This is a genomic window from Pseudomonas frederiksbergensis, from assembly GCF_003732275.1.
GTDB classification, from domain to species: domain Bacteria; phylum Pseudomonadota; class Gammaproteobacteria; order Pseudomonadales; family Pseudomonadaceae; genus Aquipseudomonas; species Aquipseudomonas frederiksbergensis_H.
The window spans coordinates 75,654-92,671 of sequence record NZ_MOBM01000040.1 but is presented as its reverse complement, the minus strand read 5'-3'; the positions used below and the strand labels follow the sequence as shown (position 1 = coordinate 92,671).

At 60.3% G+C, this 17,018-nt stretch carries 19 protein-coding genes; 9 read left to right on the top strand and 10 right to left on the bottom strand.

Annotated elements, in window-relative coordinates:
• The first annotated feature begins 128 nt into the window (after positions 1–128).
• Positions 129–1,733: a methyl-accepting chemotaxis protein gene (locus BK662_RS31475; RefSeq protein ID WP_123360820.1), complete on the top strand. Its 1,605-nt coding sequence runs from the start codon at positions 129–131 to the stop codon at positions 1,731–1,733.
• 36 nt (positions 1,734–1,769) lie between these two features.
• On the opposite strand, the gene BK662_RS31470 is transcribed toward BK662_RS31475, so the two are convergent.
• From BK662_RS31470 to BK662_RS35640, 3 genes are all read right to left on the bottom strand, one after another.
• Positions 1,770–2,009: a DUF2789 domain-containing protein gene (locus BK662_RS31470; protein ID WP_123360819.1), complete on the bottom strand. Its 240-nt coding sequence runs from the start codon at positions 2,007–2,009 to the stop codon at positions 1,770–1,772.
• A gap of 146 nt (positions 2,010–2,155) precedes the next feature.
• Complete coding sequence (locus tag BK662_RS31465) at positions 2,156–2,386, bottom strand: hypothetical protein (protein ID WP_052966877.1); 231 nt, start codon at positions 2,384–2,386, stop codon at positions 2,156–2,158.
• 158 nt (positions 2,387–2,544) lie between these two features.
• Complete coding sequence (locus BK662_RS35640) at positions 2,545–2,793, bottom strand: hypothetical protein (protein ID WP_123360818.1); 249 nt, start codon at positions 2,791–2,793, stop codon at positions 2,545–2,547.
• A gap of 410 nt (positions 2,794–3,203) precedes the next feature.
• Here BK662_RS35640 and BK662_RS31455 point away from each other — a divergent pair, with 410 nt between their 5' ends.
• The 4 genes from BK662_RS31455 to BK662_RS31440 all read left to right on the top strand — a co-directional run bounded on the left by BK662_RS31455 (position 3,204) and on the right by BK662_RS31440 (position 5,655).
• The gene (locus tag BK662_RS31455; protein ID WP_007907879.1) at positions 3,204–3,674 is read left to right on the top strand and encodes a hypothetical protein; all 471 of its coding nucleotides are present in this window, start codon (positions 3,204–3,206) and stop codon (positions 3,672–3,674) included.
• Positions 3,674–3,877: a hypothetical protein gene (locus tag BK662_RS31450; RefSeq protein ID WP_123360817.1), complete on the top strand. Its 204-nt coding sequence runs from the start codon at positions 3,674–3,676 to the stop codon at positions 3,875–3,877. The genes BK662_RS31455 and BK662_RS31450 overlap by 1 nt, the downstream gene beginning before the upstream one ends.
• A gap of 118 nt (positions 3,878–3,995) precedes the next feature.
• On the top strand, positions 3,996–5,012 hold the full coding sequence (locus BK662_RS31445) for an ABC transporter substrate-binding protein (RefSeq protein WP_123360816.1): 1,017 nt from the start codon (positions 3,996–3,998) through the stop codon (positions 5,010–5,012).
• Positions 5,013–5,217: 205 nt separating this feature from the next.
• Positions 5,218–5,655 carry a DUF3995 domain-containing protein gene (locus BK662_RS31440; protein WP_123360815.1) on the top strand — a complete coding sequence of 146 codons (438 nt, stop codon included), beginning with the start codon at positions 5,218–5,220 and terminating at the stop codon, positions 5,653–5,655.
• Positions 5,656–5,780: 125 nt separating this feature from the next.
• Here BK662_RS31440 and BK662_RS31435 read toward each other — a convergent pair whose 3' ends face one another.
• The 7 genes from BK662_RS31435 to BK662_RS31405 form a co-directional block, all read right to left on the bottom strand.
• Entirely contained in the window at positions 5,781–6,143 is a 363-nt protein-coding gene (locus BK662_RS31435; RefSeq protein WP_123360814.1) for a Na+/H+ antiporter subunit G, read from the bottom strand.
• Entirely contained in the window at positions 6,140–6,418 is a 279-nt protein-coding gene (locus BK662_RS31430; protein ID WP_123360813.1) for a K+/H+ antiporter subunit F, read from the bottom strand. The genes BK662_RS31435 and BK662_RS31430 overlap by 4 nt, the downstream gene beginning before the upstream one ends.
• Positions 6,415–6,903: a Na+/H+ antiporter subunit E gene (locus BK662_RS31425; RefSeq protein ID WP_007895416.1), complete on the bottom strand. Its 489-nt coding sequence runs from the start codon at positions 6,901–6,903 to the stop codon at positions 6,415–6,417. Before BK662_RS31425 ends, BK662_RS31430 begins: the two co-directional genes overlap by 4 nt.
• A complete protein-coding gene (locus BK662_RS31420; RefSeq protein WP_123360812.1) occupies positions 6,900–8,585 on the bottom strand; it encodes a monovalent cation/H+ antiporter subunit D in 1,686 nt (561 codons plus the stop codon). Before BK662_RS31420 ends, BK662_RS31425 begins: the two co-directional genes overlap by 4 nt.
• Entirely contained in the window at positions 8,582–8,926 is a 345-nt protein-coding gene (locus BK662_RS31415; RefSeq protein WP_008029186.1) for a Na+/H+ antiporter subunit C, read from the bottom strand. The genes BK662_RS31420 and BK662_RS31415 overlap by 4 nt, the downstream gene beginning before the upstream one ends.
• A complete protein-coding gene (locus tag BK662_RS31410; RefSeq protein WP_123360811.1) occupies positions 8,926–11,856 on the bottom strand; it encodes a monovalent cation/H+ antiporter subunit A in 2,931 nt (976 codons plus the stop codon). The genes BK662_RS31415 and BK662_RS31410 overlap by 1 nt, the downstream gene beginning before the upstream one ends.
• A gap of 246 nt (positions 11,857–12,102) precedes the next feature.
• The gene (locus tag BK662_RS31405; RefSeq protein WP_185047217.1) at positions 12,103–13,107 is read right to left on the bottom strand and encodes a DMT family transporter; all 1,005 of its coding nucleotides are present in this window, start codon (positions 13,105–13,107) and stop codon (positions 12,103–12,105) included.
• A 15-nt stretch (positions 13,108–13,122) separates the two neighbouring features.
• On the opposite strand from BK662_RS31405, the gene BK662_RS31400 reads away from it, so the two are divergent.
• From BK662_RS31400 to BK662_RS31385, 4 genes are all read left to right on the top strand, one after another.
• Positions 13,123–13,686: a helix-turn-helix domain-containing protein gene (locus BK662_RS31400; RefSeq protein WP_123360809.1), complete on the top strand. Its 564-nt coding sequence runs from the start codon at positions 13,123–13,125 to the stop codon at positions 13,684–13,686.
• A gap of 156 nt (positions 13,687–13,842) precedes the next feature.
• Positions 13,843–15,045 carry an SfnB family sulfur acquisition oxidoreductase gene (locus BK662_RS31395; RefSeq protein WP_185047214.1) on the top strand — a complete coding sequence of 401 codons (1,203 nt, stop codon included), beginning with the start codon at positions 13,843–13,845 and terminating at the stop codon, positions 15,043–15,045.
• A 10-nt stretch (positions 15,046–15,055) separates the two neighbouring features.
• Positions 15,056–15,493 carry an acyl-CoA dehydrogenase gene (locus BK662_RS31390; protein WP_123360807.1) on the top strand — a complete coding sequence of 146 codons (438 nt, stop codon included), beginning with the start codon at positions 15,056–15,058 and terminating at the stop codon, positions 15,491–15,493.
• Positions 15,493–16,896 carry an LLM class flavin-dependent oxidoreductase gene (locus BK662_RS31385; RefSeq protein ID WP_123360806.1) on the top strand — a complete coding sequence of 468 codons (1,404 nt, stop codon included), beginning with the start codon at positions 15,493–15,495 and terminating at the stop codon, positions 16,894–16,896. The genes BK662_RS31390 and BK662_RS31385 overlap by 1 nt, the downstream gene beginning before the upstream one ends.
• Positions 16,897–17,018: the final 122 nt, after the last annotated feature.

Sequence of the window (17,018 nt, the reverse complement as noted above, 5' to 3'; positions counted from 1 at the left end):
TCTGCGAAAAATCTTGCGCACTTCTATTGATCTGCTTCACCCCCCCACTACTAACGGACCATAGATAATGGCTTTGTAGTGGCGTTTAATGCGATCACAACAACTAGAAGACGCGTGGGGTGACGAAGATGACGAGGGACGGATCTCTGGTTGAGGCCATGCCTGCACCAGTACTTTTGCCGAAAAAACTTTGGCTGACGCCGACCCTGCAAAGCATCGCCCTGATGCTGTTGCTGTGCGGCATGGCATTGGCTGGCTGGTCGCTTTACCTTGGCCTGCCATTGGCCGTGCTGATTATCTGGCTGCCGCGTCTGCGCTCGCGCACTCTCCCTGAGGCGACCGCTGCGGACAGCACCAGCGCCATCGCCGGATTGACCCGCGATCTCTCCTACACCACCAGTCATAACGCTTTGTCGGCCGCCGGCGTGGCCTATTCGGTCAAGCAACTGGCGGACAAACTGCAATCGCAGCTCAACGCCGCGGCGCAGATTGTCAGCAGCGCCGAAGTGATGATCGCCACCGAACACGCTACATCGAAGCTCAGTCGGGAAGCCTTGAGCGCAGCCAGTGAAGCTCATCAGAGCAGCGCGGCAGGGCGCACGGAACTGGTCGAGTCGATTGCGCGCATGCATCAACTCAGTCAGCGCGCCAGCAGCAGCCGCGAGCTGATCGAAGCCCTGAGCCTGCGCAGCGACGATATCCAGCGGGTGACGCTGGTGATCCAGTCCATCGCCAGCCAGACCAATTTGTTGGCGCTGAACGCGGCCATCGAAGCGGCGCGGGCCGGCGAGCACGGTCGCGGTTTTGCGGTGGTGGCCGATGAGGTTCGCGGGCTGGCCGCACGCACGGCGACGGCGACCGGTGAAGTCGGGGAGATGGTCGCTGACATTCAACAACGCACGGCGCAAGTGGTGGAGCAGATTCGTCAACTGGCCAGCGATCTCAATACCGGTGTCGCGCAGGTCGAGCACACCGGTCAGCACCTGGAAAACATCGCGCGCCTGGCCGCCGGCGTCGAAAGGCAGGTCGGGGAAATCGCTCAGGGCGCGGACACCAACCGCGAACAGCTCGACAGTTTGTTCCACGCCATCGAACAGATGCGCAGCGATCTGGCGATCAGCGACCAGCAGACTCAGCGGCTCGCCCAGGCAGCGGTGCAAATGGAAGGGCAGGCCGAAACTATCAGCGAACGCCTGGCCGCAGTCGGGCTGGATGACTATCACCAGCGGATTTACGACCTGGCCCGCGAAGGGGCGAGTCAGATTGCGGCACGCTTCGAAGCGGATATCGATCAGGGCCGGATCAGCCTCGATGACTTGTTTGATCGCAATTACCAGGCGATCCCCAACACCAGCCCGGCCAAATACCAGACCCGCTTCGACCGCTACACCGATCAGGTATTGCCGGCGATTCAGGAACCGTTGCTGCCGCGCCATGAAGGCCTGGTGTTCGCCATCGCCTGCACGCAGCAGGGTTATGTGCCGACCCACAACACCGTGTTCAGCAAACCGCTGACCGGTGATGTGCAGGTCGATACCCTGCAAAACCGTACCAAACGCAAGTTCGCCGACCGCACCGGGATCCGCTGTGGCAGCCATCAACAGGCCGTGCTGTTGCAGACTTACACCCGCGATACCGGTGAACTGATGCACGACCTCTCGGTGCCGATCATGCTCAAGGGCCGGCATTGGGGTGGTTTGCGCTTGGGTTATAAGCCGGAAAGTCCTCGCTGAGGGCTCAATGCCCGACAGTCTGCATTGAGCCTCTGGCTAGTGGATCTGGTGCATGCGCAGGTTCAGGTCGTCGACCACGTGCGCCCAATCGGCGTCTTCACGCAGTTGTTCCTTGAGGAAGCCGGCTTGTTGCGGGGTCCAGAAGTCGGCGTCGATGAGTTTTTTGTCATCGGCCAAAGGTGAATGACGGGCAATGAAATCGTCGATGGCCTTCTCGCTGGAGTCCAGGCCGAGCTGGTCGAACAAGCCTTTCAAGTCATGTGTGGGTGAGTCCATCTTCATCTCCTTGCAGATAATCGCGTCGAGTGCGAGATCCGAGGTGCGGCTTCATTGCATCTGAGAGGCATCTGAGAAAGCCGCGCTTCAGGCGTTCGATAGCGATATTCAAAAGCAGGGATGAGCATAGACTGCAAATCCGATGATCAGGCTTTCAATGCCCCTTCATCGACGGCAAGCTTCAGGGCTTTCGCGGCTTCCTGGGCGGCGACGGTCGCGACATCCGCGGTCTTGAACCAGCGATCCTTTTCGACCTGGTGATACGTCACAGTGGTCAACGGCGGTTTGGCACGCATGATAATGACGGCCTGGAATTCGCCTTCGACCTCTCTGGCTTCGCCCCGGATAAAAAATTCACCGATATCAAATTCCGTCACGTAGCAGTCTTCCCTTGGAAATAGTCTGTTGTGTTGAGCGCCGTCCGCCTTGGGGACGGGTTTCATTGGTCGGGCAGTATGGCAGTAGTTGCCTGCCGGCGGCTGAGTTAAGTCGCCGGCGTGACGAAACGTCTATGGAAGTGAACGCTGCAGGTGTCTCAACTGCTTGCCTCGAGTGAGCGGGCAAGGGCGCAGGCTTCATTATGATTGCCGCGGAAACCTCTTACACGTCCGGTGGATATTTCCCTGATGTGGAAAAAGGCGTTGCCGGCCAATACCACCCGAAAACGCGGGAGCAGACGCTCTTCGGGCAGGAAGTCCTGCTGGCGGAGCACCATCGAATGCAGAGGTGACGAGCCGTTTGTGTGCCGTGTGTGAGGCTGGGCAAAGTGAGTCAATGTGCACATATGAAGTCCTTTTCGTGGTTTTACCGACGTGTGTACGTTGTTATGGGTAGTCTCGGTGAGCATGGCTGCTCTAGAATCGCCATCAATGGTTGGCGATTGATGCCCATCTAAAGCAATTTTTTACTGGCGATATGTCGGAAAAGTGCTTTTTTTAAAGAGATTTTTCCCTAAAGTTGGTAATCCGATTTTATCTGGCCGTCAGGAGGGCGTTTTCCTTCAACATCTGACGACCGCCAGGCAAGACGACGTGAGGGATGTTCCAGTAATCTTCTCAAACCTCGCGATGAATGGGCCCTCTGCTCATTCCAGGATTCGACCCGGGTCATTTGGCTACACCTCGGCATTGCCGCTTTTTTCTGCTGTGCGCGTTTCCCGCGTATGGCGTCATTTTCAGATGTGGGGATGTTTCCTTGGCAGTAAGTAATCTCGATATGCATGCTTTGTTCGTCCTTGGTGATTTGCGCGCAAAGCTGGTTAAACAGTTTCAGTCACGTTTCGTCTACATCACCGAACAGAACGCCGAAGGCATTTACATTGCCGAGCTCGACACTGAGTCAGCGCTGGTGGTGGATGACAAGCCAGGGCTTAAACTCAAGGTCGGCGATCATTTCAGCGCCTCCGTACTGCCCAGCCGCGAAGGCGGCAAGCTGGACATCAAGTTCCGCGAAATCAAGCTGACGGTGTACGGGCTGGGGGATTACGCGTTCGTGACCACCGCAGACGGCCACGGCATTGTGTTCAAGGAAGGTCATAGCGTGGTGATGGTGTTCGCGGCCCACCAACAATTGCAGGAAGGCCTGACCAAAACCCTGAAAGCCGTGACCGCCAAGGCCGCCAAGTGGCGTAAAGGTGAACTGGTGACCTTCAAGGCCAGCGAGTAATGACCCTGACCCGCGCCGACTTCCACGAACAGAACCAGGCCAGTGCCCACGCTGAGGCGCAGCGCTTGTTGGCTCAAAAGGCCGTTCTGCAGGGAGCCTGGCTGAGTTGGGTGGCGTCACAGATTTACCTGTTGCGTCCGGCGGCGTACGCCAGCATGGTCAGAAGAGAGCTTGCACGCTTGCAGGAACCTTCCGAAAATTAATCCTTGTCCCTCGAAAGCAGGAACCTCAACTACAGTCATATGACTGAGTATTCAGAGGCTTGCGGTCTTCTTTGTCAGGCCATCCTGCTATTGCTGTGAACAGCACGAGGTGCAAAGCATGAAGGGATTTCGACGGTTACTGGCCGCTACCCTGGCCACGTTCGGTTTATTGGCTTCACCCGTACCGGTGTTCGCTGCCCAGGCGCCGATCCATTTCGCCGACCTGAACTGGGAAAGCGGCAGCCTGATCACCGATATCCTGCGGATCATCGTCGAGAAGGGCTATGGCTTGCCAACCGACACCTTGCCGGGGACGACCATTACCCTGGAGACCGCACTGGCCAACAATGACATCCAGGTCATTGGCGAAGAATGGGCCGGTCGCAGTCCGGTCTGGGTCAAGGCTGAGGCCGAGGGCAAAGTCGCGGCCCTGGGCGATACGGTCAAGGGTGCCACCGAGGGCTGGTGGGTGCCGGAGTACGTGATCAAGGGCGACCCGGCCAAGGGCATCAAGCCGATGGCGCCGGATCTGCGCAGTATCAGTGATCTGCCACGCTACAAAGACGTGTTCAAAGACCCGGAAACCCCGGGCAAGGGGCGTTTTCTCAACAGCCCGATCGGCTGGACGTCGGAAGTGGTCAACAAGCAGAAGCTCAAGGCGTATGGGCTGGACGACAGCTACGTGAACTTTCGCAGTGGTTCGGGGGCTGCACTGGACGCAGAGATCAGTTCGTCGATTCGTCGCGGCAAGCCAGTCCTGTTCTATTACTGGTCGCCGACGCCGTTGCTCGGCCGTTTCAAGCTGATTCAGCTGCAAGAGCCGCCGTTCGACGCCGAAGCCTGGAAAACCCTGACCGACGCCGGCAACCCCAATCCGAAACCGACTCGCTCGCTGCCCTCGAAGCTGTCCATCGGCGTGTCCACGCCATTCCAGAAACAATATCCGCAGATTACCGAGTTCTTCAGCAAGGTCGATTTGCCGATCGAAGCGTTGAACAAGGCCCTGGCTGACATGAGTGAAAAACACACCCCGCCACGTCAAGCGGCGCAGGCGTTCATGAAGGCGCACCCGGACGTGTGGCAGGCCTGGGTACCCAAGGATGTGGCGGACAAGGTTTCTGCCGCCCTGAAATAAACCGGTTTATGTACACCCGAAATTCTCGGGTATACATAAATCTCGTAGGAGCTGCCGCAGGCTGCGATCTTTTGATCTTGTTTTTCATAGCCAGGTCAAAAGATCGCAGCCTGCGGCAGCTCCTACGGGGGAGATAGCGAATACCCTTACAAAAACGCGTAAGGAAGTTCATCCTGCTGCAACATTTCACGCTGGATGTCTGAATATGAGCCTTTTGGTCGCGCAATGGATTGCTGCAATCTTTTTATTGATCAGCCTGGTCCACCTGTATTGGGCGGCGGGTGGCAAGTGGGGCAGCGAGGCGGTGGTGCCGCGCGTGCCCGGGGAGGGCGGTGAGGCATCAAGGCCGGCGTTCAAGCCGTCGGGCTTTGCCACGTTGCTGGTGGCGGTGGGTTTACTGCTGATCGCGATGCTGGTGTGCCTGCGGGTCGGGCTGTATCTGCCTACGGTGCATCACTGGTCGCTGCAATGGGTGATCAGCGCAATCGCGATGCTGATGTTCGCCCGGGCGATCGGTGATTCGAATTTGGTGGGGTTCTTCAAGCAGGAGAAGGGCTCGAGGTTTGCCCGGCTGGATACGTGGGCGTATTCGCCGTTGTGTGTGGTGTTGGGAGCAGGATTGTTGGCAGTCGCCTGGATCTGAGCCGATCTGACTATTGCCATCGCGAGCAGGCTCGCTCCCACAGGGATTTTGTGAACACTGAAGATCCAATGTGGGAGCGAGCCTGCTCGCGATGAGGTCAACCCAATCAACAAAAACTTCTGAACTTAGCTCCCCGTTTCCGTGCGCCGACTGCTCACCTCCGCCGGCACATCATCCCCCGCCATGCGCTTGCGAAACAGCGCCGCCCGAGCCAGCAGCAGCGTGGTCACCGGCACGGTGATCGACAACAGAACCGGAATCAGCCAGGCATGCAGCACCGGCGCCGACTTGAGCGCCGAAAAGTAAATGATCGAAGCCAATGCCACGCACCACGCGCCCAAGGTCGAGGCCAGCGCTGGCGGGTGCATGCGCTGGAAATAATCCTTCATCCGCAGCAGCCCAACGGCACCGATCAGCGTAAACAAGCTGCTGAGCACCAGCAAAATCGCCACCGCAATTTCCACCCACAGAGACAGTTCAGGCCTCATTCGATCACCTCGCCACGCAGCAGGAATTTGGCCAGGGCAAACGAGCCGACGAAGCCGAACAGGGCGATCAGCAGCGCCGCCTCGAAGTAAGTGTCACTGGCATAACGAATGCCCAGCGCGAGCATCATCAGCATGGCGATGATGTACAGGTAATCCAGGGCCAGAACCCGATCCTGGGCCGAGGGGCCCTTGAACAGCCGGATCAGGGTCAGAATCATCGCCATTGAAAAGACGAACAGGCTCAGCAGGATCGCGTTCGACAGCAATGCGCTCATTCGAAGATCTCCATCAAGGGGCGCTCGTAGGTCGTCTTGAAGTGCTGGATGAATTGGCTTTCGTCATCCAGATCGAAAACGTGCAGCAACAGAATGCTGCGATCCAGCGCCAGTTCCGACCAGACCGTGCCGGGGACCACCGTACAGATCATCGACAGCGCCGCCAGGCCGTTGGCATCGCGCAAATCCAGCGGTACCTTGATGAACCGCGAGCGGGGCGCACGACGGCCCGCGTTGAGTACGCCCCAGGCCACGGCCAGGTTGGACACGATCACGTCGCGCCCGACCAGCAAGAACAAACGCAGGATCACCCCTGGCCGACGAATGCGGATCGGCAGCGGTCGCAACTTGCGCATCATCAACGGCGCGCAGAACCCCAGCATGGCGCCCAGCAGTAGATTGCCGGGGCTCATCGACAGGTTCAACACCAGCCATAGCAGCCACAACGCCAGCGACAGCCACGGTGCAGGAAACAGACGCTTCATGGTTGCACCTCCAGCCGTGCGGCCTTGGCTTCCGGGCTCGGAATCGCCCGGGTGCCAAGCACCGCCATCACGTATTGCTGAGGGTTATTCAACGTCTGCGCAGCCGCTTGGGTGTAGCGCAGCAGCGGTTCAGCCTTGAACGTCAGCGCAATGCTCAGCCCCAGCAGAATGACAATCGGCACGCATTCCAAGCGCCGCAGCAAGGGCGACGGCCGCTCTTGCGGAGTCCAGAAACGCTGGATGCCCAAACGCGAGAAAGCGATCAGCGAGGCCAGCCCGGACAGGATCAACAGGACAAGCAAGCCCCACGCGCCATTCGATATCGGTTCGTCGCTGCCATTACCCAGCCCCAGCGGATTGAGCAACGCGCTGAGCAGGCTGAGTTTGCCGATAAACCCGGAAAGCGGCGGCATGCCGATGATCAGCAGGGCGCAGGCGATGAAGCTCAAGCCCAGGAAAGCCATGGTCCAGGGAATCACCTGGCCGACCACGGCTTTGCGGTCGTCATCGAGGTTGAAGCCTTTGGGCGGCTGCAAGGATTCCAGGGGGCGTGGAAGCAGCTCGCCGTCATCGAACAGTGGCATTTCGTTGGCTGAACGCGAGCGCTCGATCAACTCGGCCAGCAAGAACAGCGCGCTCAAGGCCAGGGTCGAGCTGACCAGATAGAACAGCGCCACGCCGATCAGGTTCGGCTGGGCGAAACCGATGGCCGACAACAGAATGCCTGCCGACACCAGAATGCTCAGGCTGGCCATGCGTTCCAGGCGTTGCGCGGCGAGGATCGCCACGGCGGCGCAGACGATGGTCGCCATGCCGCCGTAGATCAGCCAGTCGCCACCGAAGTACGCGGATGCCCCGGCCTGCCCGGAGAACAGCAGCGTCCAAAGGCGCAGCAAGGTGTAGACGCCGACCTTGGTCATGATCGCGAACATCGCCGCCACCGGCGCGCTGGCCGCGGAATAGGCCGGTACCAGCCAGAAATTCAGTGGCCACATCCCGGCCTTGGCCAGGAACGCCACCGCCAGGATCGCCGCGCCGGCATGCAGCAAGCCGCGATCGGCTTCCGGCACCAGCGGGATTTTCAGCGCCAGATCGGCCATGTTCAGCGTGCCGGTGACGCCGTAGATCAGCGCCGCGCCAATCAGAAACAGCGACGAGGCCAGCAGGTTGATCGAGATGTAATGCAGCCCCGACGACACCCGCGCCCGGCCCGAACCATGCAGCATCAGCCCGTAAGAGGCGGCCAGCAGCACTTCGAAAAACACGAACAGGTTGAACAGGTCTGCCGTCAGGAAGGCGCCGTACAGGCCCATCAACTGAATCTGAAACAGCGCGTGGAAACTCGAACCGGCACCGTCCCAACGGGCCATGGCGAACAGCAACGCGCTGACGCCGATGATCCCGGTCAGCACCAGCATCAGCGCCGACAGACGATCGACCACCAGCACAATACCGAACGGCACCTGCCAGTTGCCCGGCAGGTACACACCGATGGAGCCGGGCACGCCGGTGGTTTGGGTCCATTGCAGCAGCATCACGGCAATGCCCAGCCCCAGCAGGCTGGAGAACAGATTGATTTTGGCCTTTAACGGGCGGTGTTTCTCGCCCAGCATCAGCATCACCGCGGCGGTCAGCAGCGGTAGCAGAATCGGTGCAGCAATCAGGTGCGCCATCGGATTCATTCTTTAGGCTCCCGGCCATCCACATGGTCGGTACCGGTCAGGCCCCGGGAGGCGAGCAGCACCACCAGGAACAGCGCGGTCATGGCGAAGCTGATGACGATCGCGGTCAGCACCAACGCTTGCGGCAACGGGTCGGTGTAGTGGAGCAAATCCTGAGGCACGCCGTCCTTGATATTCGGCTCTTTGCCGATGAACAGGCTGCCCATGCTGAAGATGAACAGGTTGACGCCATAGGACAGCAGGCACAGCCCCATGACCACCTGAAATGTCCGTGGCCGCAGCACCAGCCACACGCCGGACGCGGCCAGCACGCCAATGGCGATTGCGATGACTTCTTCCATCAGGTGGCTCCTTGCGTGGCAGCCGCTTTGGCCACGGGCTTGGGTTGCGCGCTGGTTTTATGGCCGCGTACCGATTGGTGGGCGAGGGCGGTGAGGATCAACAGTGTCGAGCCGACCACCACGGCGTACACGCCAATGTCGAAGAACAGCGCGCTGGCGATGTGAATGTCGCCCAGCAGCGGCAATGCGAAATGCCAGGTGTGGGTGGTGAGGAAGGGATACCCAGCCGCCATCGCCCCAAGCCCGGTGACCGTGGCGAACAGCAGCCCGGTGCCCATCCAGCGCAGCGGTCGCAGGCTCATTTGCGCCTCGACCCACTGGGTGCCGGCGACCATGTATTGCAGGATGAACGCCACCGACATCACCAGACCGGCGACGAAACCGCCACCCGGTTGATTGTGCCCGCGCATGAACAGGTAGACCGACACCACAAACGCAATCGGCAGCAGCAGACGCACCAGCACCGCTGGCACCATCATGAAACCGAGCGCGGTGTCGCTGGCGTGACGCGGGTTGACCAGATCGGTAACCACGTCGGGCGCCAGCAAGCGCTGTTGGGCCGGCAGTTGCAGGCTTTCTTTCGGTGGACGGAAGCGTCGCAGCAGGGCGAACACGGCCAGGGCCACCGCCACCAGCACGGTGATTTCGCCGAGGGTGTCGAAGCCACGGAAGTCCACCAGCATCACGTTGACCACGTTGCTGCCGCCGCCTTCGGGCAGGGCGCGACTGAGGTAGAACGAGGAAATGTCGTTGGGCGTCTGGCGGGTCAGCATTGCGTAGGACAGTAATGCCATGCCGCCACCGACCGTGATCGATAGCGCAAGGTCGCGAACCCTTCGCACCCGCGCCTTGCGCAGACTGCTCGGCAACGGCGAGACCTCTTCTATCCGTCGCGGCAGCCAGCGCAGGCCGAGGAGGATCAACACCGTGGTCACCACTTCCACCGCCAGTTGCGTCAGGGCCAGATCCGGCGCCGAGAACCAGACGAAGGTCACGCAGGTCATCAGGCCGCAGACGCTGACCATGGTCAGGGCTGCGAGCCGGTGATACTTGGCTTGCCATGCCGCGCCAAGGGCGCAGGCGATCGCCAGCAGCCAGAGGATCACGAACACGATCGAGCCCTGAATCTTCGGCCGGTCGCCCCAGCTCAGGCTGCTGTGCAGCATCGGGATCAACCCGGCCAGCACCGCGGCGAGTACCACCAGGAACAGTTGGGTTTGCAGGCGCCGTGTGCTGACTCGCCGCTCCAGACGACGGGCCAGGCGCATCATGATCACCAGGCAGCGCTCGAACAGGCGCTTGCCGTTGAAGTGGCTGATCACCGGCGGGTGCATGAAGCGCCCGCGCTTGAGCTGATTGCGCAGCAGCAGATAGAGGGTGATGCCGCAGGACATGGCGATCAGACTCATGATCATCGGCGCGTTCCAGCCGTGCCAGATCGCCAGGCTGTACTCGGGCAGCGTGCCGCCCACCACCGGCAACGCCGCCGCCGCGAGCAGCGGGCCGACCACTTGCGCCGGGAAGATCCCCACTACCAGACAGGTGAACACCAGCAACTCCACCGGCGCGCGCATCCAGCGTGGCGGCTCGTGCGGGGTGTGCGGCAGGTCGGTGGCGGTCGGGCCGAAGAACACATCGACGGTGAAGCGCAGGGAGTAGGCCACGCTGAACGTCCCGGCGATGGTCGCGACGATTGGCAGGGTCATCTCGATCCAGGCCGTGGCGTTGATGAACACGGTTTCGGCGAAGAACATCTCTTTCGACAGGAAACCGTTGAGCAGTGGTACGCCAGCCATGGACGCGCTGGCGACCATGGCCAGGGTGGCGGTGAACGGGATCAGTTTGATCAGGCCGCTGAGTTTGCGAATGTCCCGGGTGCCGCTTTCGTGGTCGATGATCCCGGCGGCCATGAACAGCGAGGCTTTGAAGGTGGCGTGGTTGAGAATGTGGAACACTGCGGCCACGGCGGCCAGCGGACTGTTCAGCCCCAGCAGCAAAGTGATCAGGCCCAGGTGGCTGATGGTCGAGTAGGCCAGCAGGCCCTTGAGATCGTTCTGAAACATCGCGCAGTAAGCGCCGAGCAACAGGGTGCAGGCCCCGGCCCCGCTGACGATGTAGAACCATTCTTCACTGCCGGATAGCGAGGGCCACAGGCGTGCGAGCAGGAAGACCCCAGCCTTGACCATGGTCGCCGAGTGCAGATACGCCGAAACCGGTGTCGGCGCCGCCATGGCGTGGGGCAGCCAGAAGTGGAAGGGGAATTGCGCACTTTTACTCAGGGCGCCGATCAGGATCAGGGGAAGCAGAATAGGGTAGAGGGCATGTGCGCGAATCAGATCGCCGGCGGCCAGGACCTTATCCAGGTCATAGCTGCCGACTACATGGCCGAGCAGCATGACCCCCGCCAGCAAACACAAACCGCCGGCACCGGTGACCATCAACGCCATATAGGCGCCACGTCGCGCATCGGCGCGGTGGTGCCAGTAGCCGATCAGCAGGAATGAGAAGAGGCTGGTCAGTTCCCAGAAAAACACGATCTGGATCAGGTTGCCGGAGATTACCAACCCCAGCATGGCGCCCATGAACGCCAGGAAAAACGCGAAGAAACGCGGCACCGGATCGTCTGGCGACATGTAATAACGGGCGTATAGAGAAACCAGCGTGCCGATGCCCAGCACCAGTATCGAGAACAGCCAAGCAAAACCGTCCATGCGCAGAACGAAGTTCAGGCCGAGGCTCGGTAACCAGAAGAATTCTTCGCGGATCACGCCGCCATGGGCGATTTGCGGGTACAAGAGGGCGACCTGGAGGGTGCCGATAAGAGCAACCAGGCCAGCCAACAGCGATTCGGTATTACGCGCGTTGTGCGGCAGCAAGGCTGCCAGACAGCTGCCGATAAAAGGCAGAAGCAGTAGAACTATCAGAGACATAGGCTTCTAATCTGCGGAAGTTTGTGAAGCATCATACGTGCCAGTTCCCGGATCACCAAACGCCAAGCTGTCGCAGAATCCTACAAGGTAAACGGAAAATTCCTGATTCACATTGTTTCAATGTACGGAGGTCAACCCGTCGGACGCCATCGCGAGCAGGCTCGCTCCCACAGGGGTAATGCGTTCCAAATGTGGGAGCGAGCCTGCTCGCGATGGCTTTCTATCAAGCAACGCAGATATTGCGGCTTAACCCTGTGCTTCCTGCTCTAACTCTTCTTCAGGCGAAGCAACCTTACCCTTAGTCTTCAACTCACTGACAATCACCGCCGCCACAATCAACCCCGCGCCCACCAACGCAATCGCCGGCAACCGCTCTCCGGCAATCCGCCCGACAATTCCGGCCCACACCGGCTCCCCGGCATAGATCAGCGTCGCCCGCGTCGGCGAAACACTCTTCTGCGCCCAGTTCATCGCCACCTGAATCGCCGCACTCGCCGCGCCCAGGCCCAATGCACTGCACAACAGCAACCAGGAGAACCCCGGAATCACTTCCTGAGTCGGCACCACCATCAGAAATGCCAGCACCGAAGTCACTGCCAGTTGCACCACCGTCACCCGGCGCACGTCAACCTGGCCGGCATAGGTGCTGATCAAAATGATCTCCGCCGCAATCGCCACGGCGCTGATCAAGGTGGCGATTTCACCTGGGCTGAAATTGAACGACGCGCCGGCTGGTCCCGATAGCAGCATCAACCCGGTAAAGGCCAGCATGATCCCGATGCTCGGCATCAACCCCGGGCGCCGACCCAGCACCAGCCATTGCAGCAATGGTACGAACGGCACATACAGCGCGGTAATAAACGCCGACTGACTGCTGGGAATGCTCTGCAACCCCACGGTCTGCAAGCCGTAACCGAGCATGATCGCCACGCCGATAAACGCCCCGGCCTTGAGTTCGAACAGGGTCAGTTCGCGCAGATGACGCCAGGAGAACAGGGCAACGATGCTCGCCGCCGCCGCAAAACGCAGACCGACGAAAAACATCGGCCCGCTGACGGTCATTGCATGCTGCACCAGCAAAAAGGTCCCGCCCCAGACCATGGTGATCAGCACCAACACGCACTCAGCTTTGCTGAACCGTGAGAAACGGGAGGAAGCAGGGGAGGAGTTCACCGACGTCATGACCTTGCGCGCTACCTGAGGGAGACGCACAATGCGCCGGAAGTTGGGCAGTATACTGCGCAACACCATCGAGTGAGCAATATAGTGCACAAAGATTCCACCCAACGGGCGTCGGTTCTCCAGCACGTCAGCCAGAACGTCCGACGTCTGCGTCACGCCGCCGACATGAGCCAGACCGCTTTGGCCGAAAAGTCCGGGGTCAGCCGCCGGATGCTGGTGGCCATCGAGGCCGGCGAGAAGAATGTCAGCCTGACCACCCTCGACCGCGTGGCCGAAGCGCTGGATGTCGCCTTCAGCGACCTGATCCAGGCCCCCGACGCCCGCGACCCGAGCCGCATCAACGAACTGGCCTGGGCCGGTACCATCCCCGGCAGTAAAGCGGTGTTGCTGGCCAAAGCCATCGCCACCCGAGAAGTGGAACTCTGGGAATGGCGACTCGAACCGGGCGAACATTACCCATCGGAACCGGATGCGGAAGGCTGGAGCGAACAGCTCTATGTGTTCGAAGGTTGCCTGACTCTGATGCTCGGCGACCAGCCGCAGAAAATTGCTGCCGGTGAGTTCTTCATGTTTGCCAGCAACCAGCCGCATTCCTATCGCAACGACGGGGAAGTGGCGGCGCGGTTTGTGCGTAATGTGGTGATCTGACTGTTTGCCGACCAACACTGGATAAGCACTTTGCTGTTTTGAAGCTGCAAGTGTTTCTCGAATAGTTCATTAAGCTATTGAAATAACACAAATTTATGTTCAGGCACGACTCCTGCAGAAGCCCTGGGGCATTCACCAGAATCCCGGAGTCGGCCCATGACAGCCTCTGCCCAACCCTCGCAAACCGCCCATGTGATCCACTCGGACGCCGAGGCGATTGCCGTCGCTCACAAGCTCGCCGCACGCTTCGCTATCGAGGCCAGTGCTCGTGACCGCGAGCGACGTCTGCCGGTCGCCGAACTCGACGAGTTCTCTGCCAGTGGTTTATGGGGCATCACTATTCCCAAAGAATACGGCGGTGCCGGCGTGTCTTACGTGACAGTCGCCGAGGTGATCAAGATCATTTCCGCCGCTGACCCGTCCCTCGGCCAGATCCCGCAAAACCATCTGGGCGTGCTCGACATCCTGCTGCAAACCGCCACCGAAGCGCAGAAGCGCTATTACTTCGGCAAAGTCCTGCAGGGCTACCGTTTCGGCAACGCCTTCTCCGAATCCAAAAGCCGGAATGCCGGTGCCTTTGAAACCCGTATCCGCTTCGATGAGGACACCGCGCAAATCGACGGCGAGAAGTTCTACTGCACCGGCGCCTTGTTCGCGCACATCGTGCCGGCGGTGGCCGTTGATGAAGGGAACAAGGCTTTCATCGCCTTCATCGAGCGCGACAATCCCGGGTTGACGGTGATCGACAGCTGGGACGGTTTCGGCCAGCGCACCACTGCCAGCGGCGGCGTGACCCTGAACGCGGTGAGCGTGCCTTTGAGCGCGGTGATCCCGGCCCACAAGGCGTTCGACGAACCCACCGCCGACGGCCCGATTTCGCAAATCATCCAGGCTGCCGTGGATACCGGCATCGCCGTCGGCGCCCTGGAAGAAACCAAGCGCTACGCTCGTGAAGCCCGACCATGGATCGACAGCCAGCAGGATCACGGCTGGCAGGATCCGTTCAGCATCGCCGTGATCGGCGATCTGGAATGGCGGGTTCATGGCACCGAAGCGATCCTGAAAAAAGCCGGCCAAGCCATCGACGCCGCGTTGCTCAAACCCAATGAAGACACGGTTGCCCGCGCCTCGGTGGTGGTCGCACAGGCGAAAGTCCTCTCTGCCGAAATCGCCTTGCTCACCAGCAGCAAACTCTTCGAACTCGCCGGCACCCGCTCGGTGCTCGGCAAGTACAACCTCGACCGTCACTGGCGCAACGCCCGGACGCACACCCTGCACGATCCGGCGCGCTGGAAATATCACTTGATTGGCAACTACCTGCTCAACGGCGTGAAGCCTGCGCGCCACGCCTGGAACTGAGGAGCGACCCATGAACGCCTTGACCCAACCGATTGTTACCGGGCAGCCCCTGGCCAAGCCTCAGCACGACTTGCACAACGCTCGCAGTTTGCTCGATGCGACGTTGCGTTTCGTCCGCCGGCAGACCCATGCCACGGATGATCCTTTCGTCATCAGCCGTTTCGGCGACTTGCACATCCGCATCGAAGTCGCCGCCGCGCTGCTCGAACGCGCCGAAGACTTTCTGAGCAGCGTTGATGACGACACGGAAATCAGCGTCGCCATCGCCGAGTCGCGCCTCGCCAGCGCCGACGCGTTAAACGCCGTGAGCAATGCCGAATTCGAACTCACCGGCCAGCGCACGCCCTTGTCGGGCTCAGTGACCGATCCGCTGCGCTGGAAACTTCACTTGATCGGCAACTTCCGCCTCAACGGCATCCACCCACCCAGCGTGCGGAGTGTCGTTTGATGGTCCGTGAAATTCGTCTCAACGCCTTTGACATGAACTGCGTCGGCCACCAGTCGCCGGGTTTGTGGGCGCATCCGCGGGATCGATCCTGGCAGTACAAGGATCTTGAGTACTGGACCGATCTGGCGAAAATCCTTGAGCGCGGCAAGTTCGACGGTTTGTTCATCGCCGATGTGCTGGGCATTTATGACGTCTACAACGGCAACGGTGACGCGGCGATTCGTCAGGCGGCGCAGGTGCCGGTCAATGATCCATTGCAACTGATCCCGCCGATGGCATTGGTCACCGAGCATCTGGGTTTCGGCCTGACCGCTTCGCTGTCTTTCGAACATCCGTACCCGTTCGCCCGGCGCCTGTCGACCCTCGATCACCTGACCAAGGGCCGCGCGGGCTGGAACATTGTCACCTCGTACCTGGAAAGCGGTGCGAAGAACCTCGGCCAGAAAGCCCAGACCGAACACGACGCCCGTTATGACTTCGCCGAAGAGTACCTGGAGGTTTGCTACAAGCTGTGGGAAGGCAGCTGGGAAGAGGGCGCGGTTCTGCGGGATCGCGAGCGGCGGATCTTCAGCGACCCGAGCAAAATCCACGAGATCCGGCACGTTGGTAAACACTTTCAGGTGCCTGGGATTCACCTCTGCGAGCCTTCACCGCAACGTACGCCGGTGCTGTTTCAGGCCGGCGCCTCGAGTCGCGGCAAGCAGTTCGCTGCCGAACATGCCGAGTGTGTGTTTGTCGCCGCGCCGTCGAAAGTGCTGCTGAAGAAAACCGTGGCCGACATCCGTCGTCGCGCGGCCGAGGCGGGGCGCGATCCGTCGAAGATCCTGATCTTCAATCTGCAAACGGTGATCCTCGGCGAGACCGACGCCAAGGCCAAAGCCAAATTCGAAGAATACAAAACCTGGGTCAGTTATGAGGGCGCCATGGCGTTGATCTCTGGCTGGACCGGGATCGACTTCAGCCAGTTCAAACCGGATGAACCGCTCAAACACGTGCATACCAATGCGATTCAATCGGCGGTGGAGGCGTTCTCCACGGCGGACCCGAACAAGGTCTGGACGCCGAACGAACTGGCCGATTGGGTCGGGATTGGCGGTTTCGGGCCGCTGTTTGTCGGCAGCCCCGAGACCGTCGCTGATTTGCTGCAGGAGTGGGTCGACGAGACTGATGTGGATGGTTTCAACCTGGCTTATGCGTTGACCCATGAAACGTTCATCGATGCCGTTGAGTTGTTGGTGCCTGAGTTGCAGAAGCGTGGGGTGTACAAGACCGAATACGCACCGGGGACCCTGCGCGAGAAGTTGTTTGGCGAAGGCGCGCGATTGCCGGAGATACATCCGGGTGCCGGTTATCGAGACCTGGCGGGGTTGCGGCGGCAGGAGAAGAAAGTGGTGTCTGCGTAGAAAACTTGAGCACAACACACATCCCCTGTGGAGCGAGCCTGCTCGCGATGAGGCCAGCACATTCAACATCGATGTCGTCTGTCACACCGCCATCGCGAGCAAGCCCGCTCCCACAGGTAATC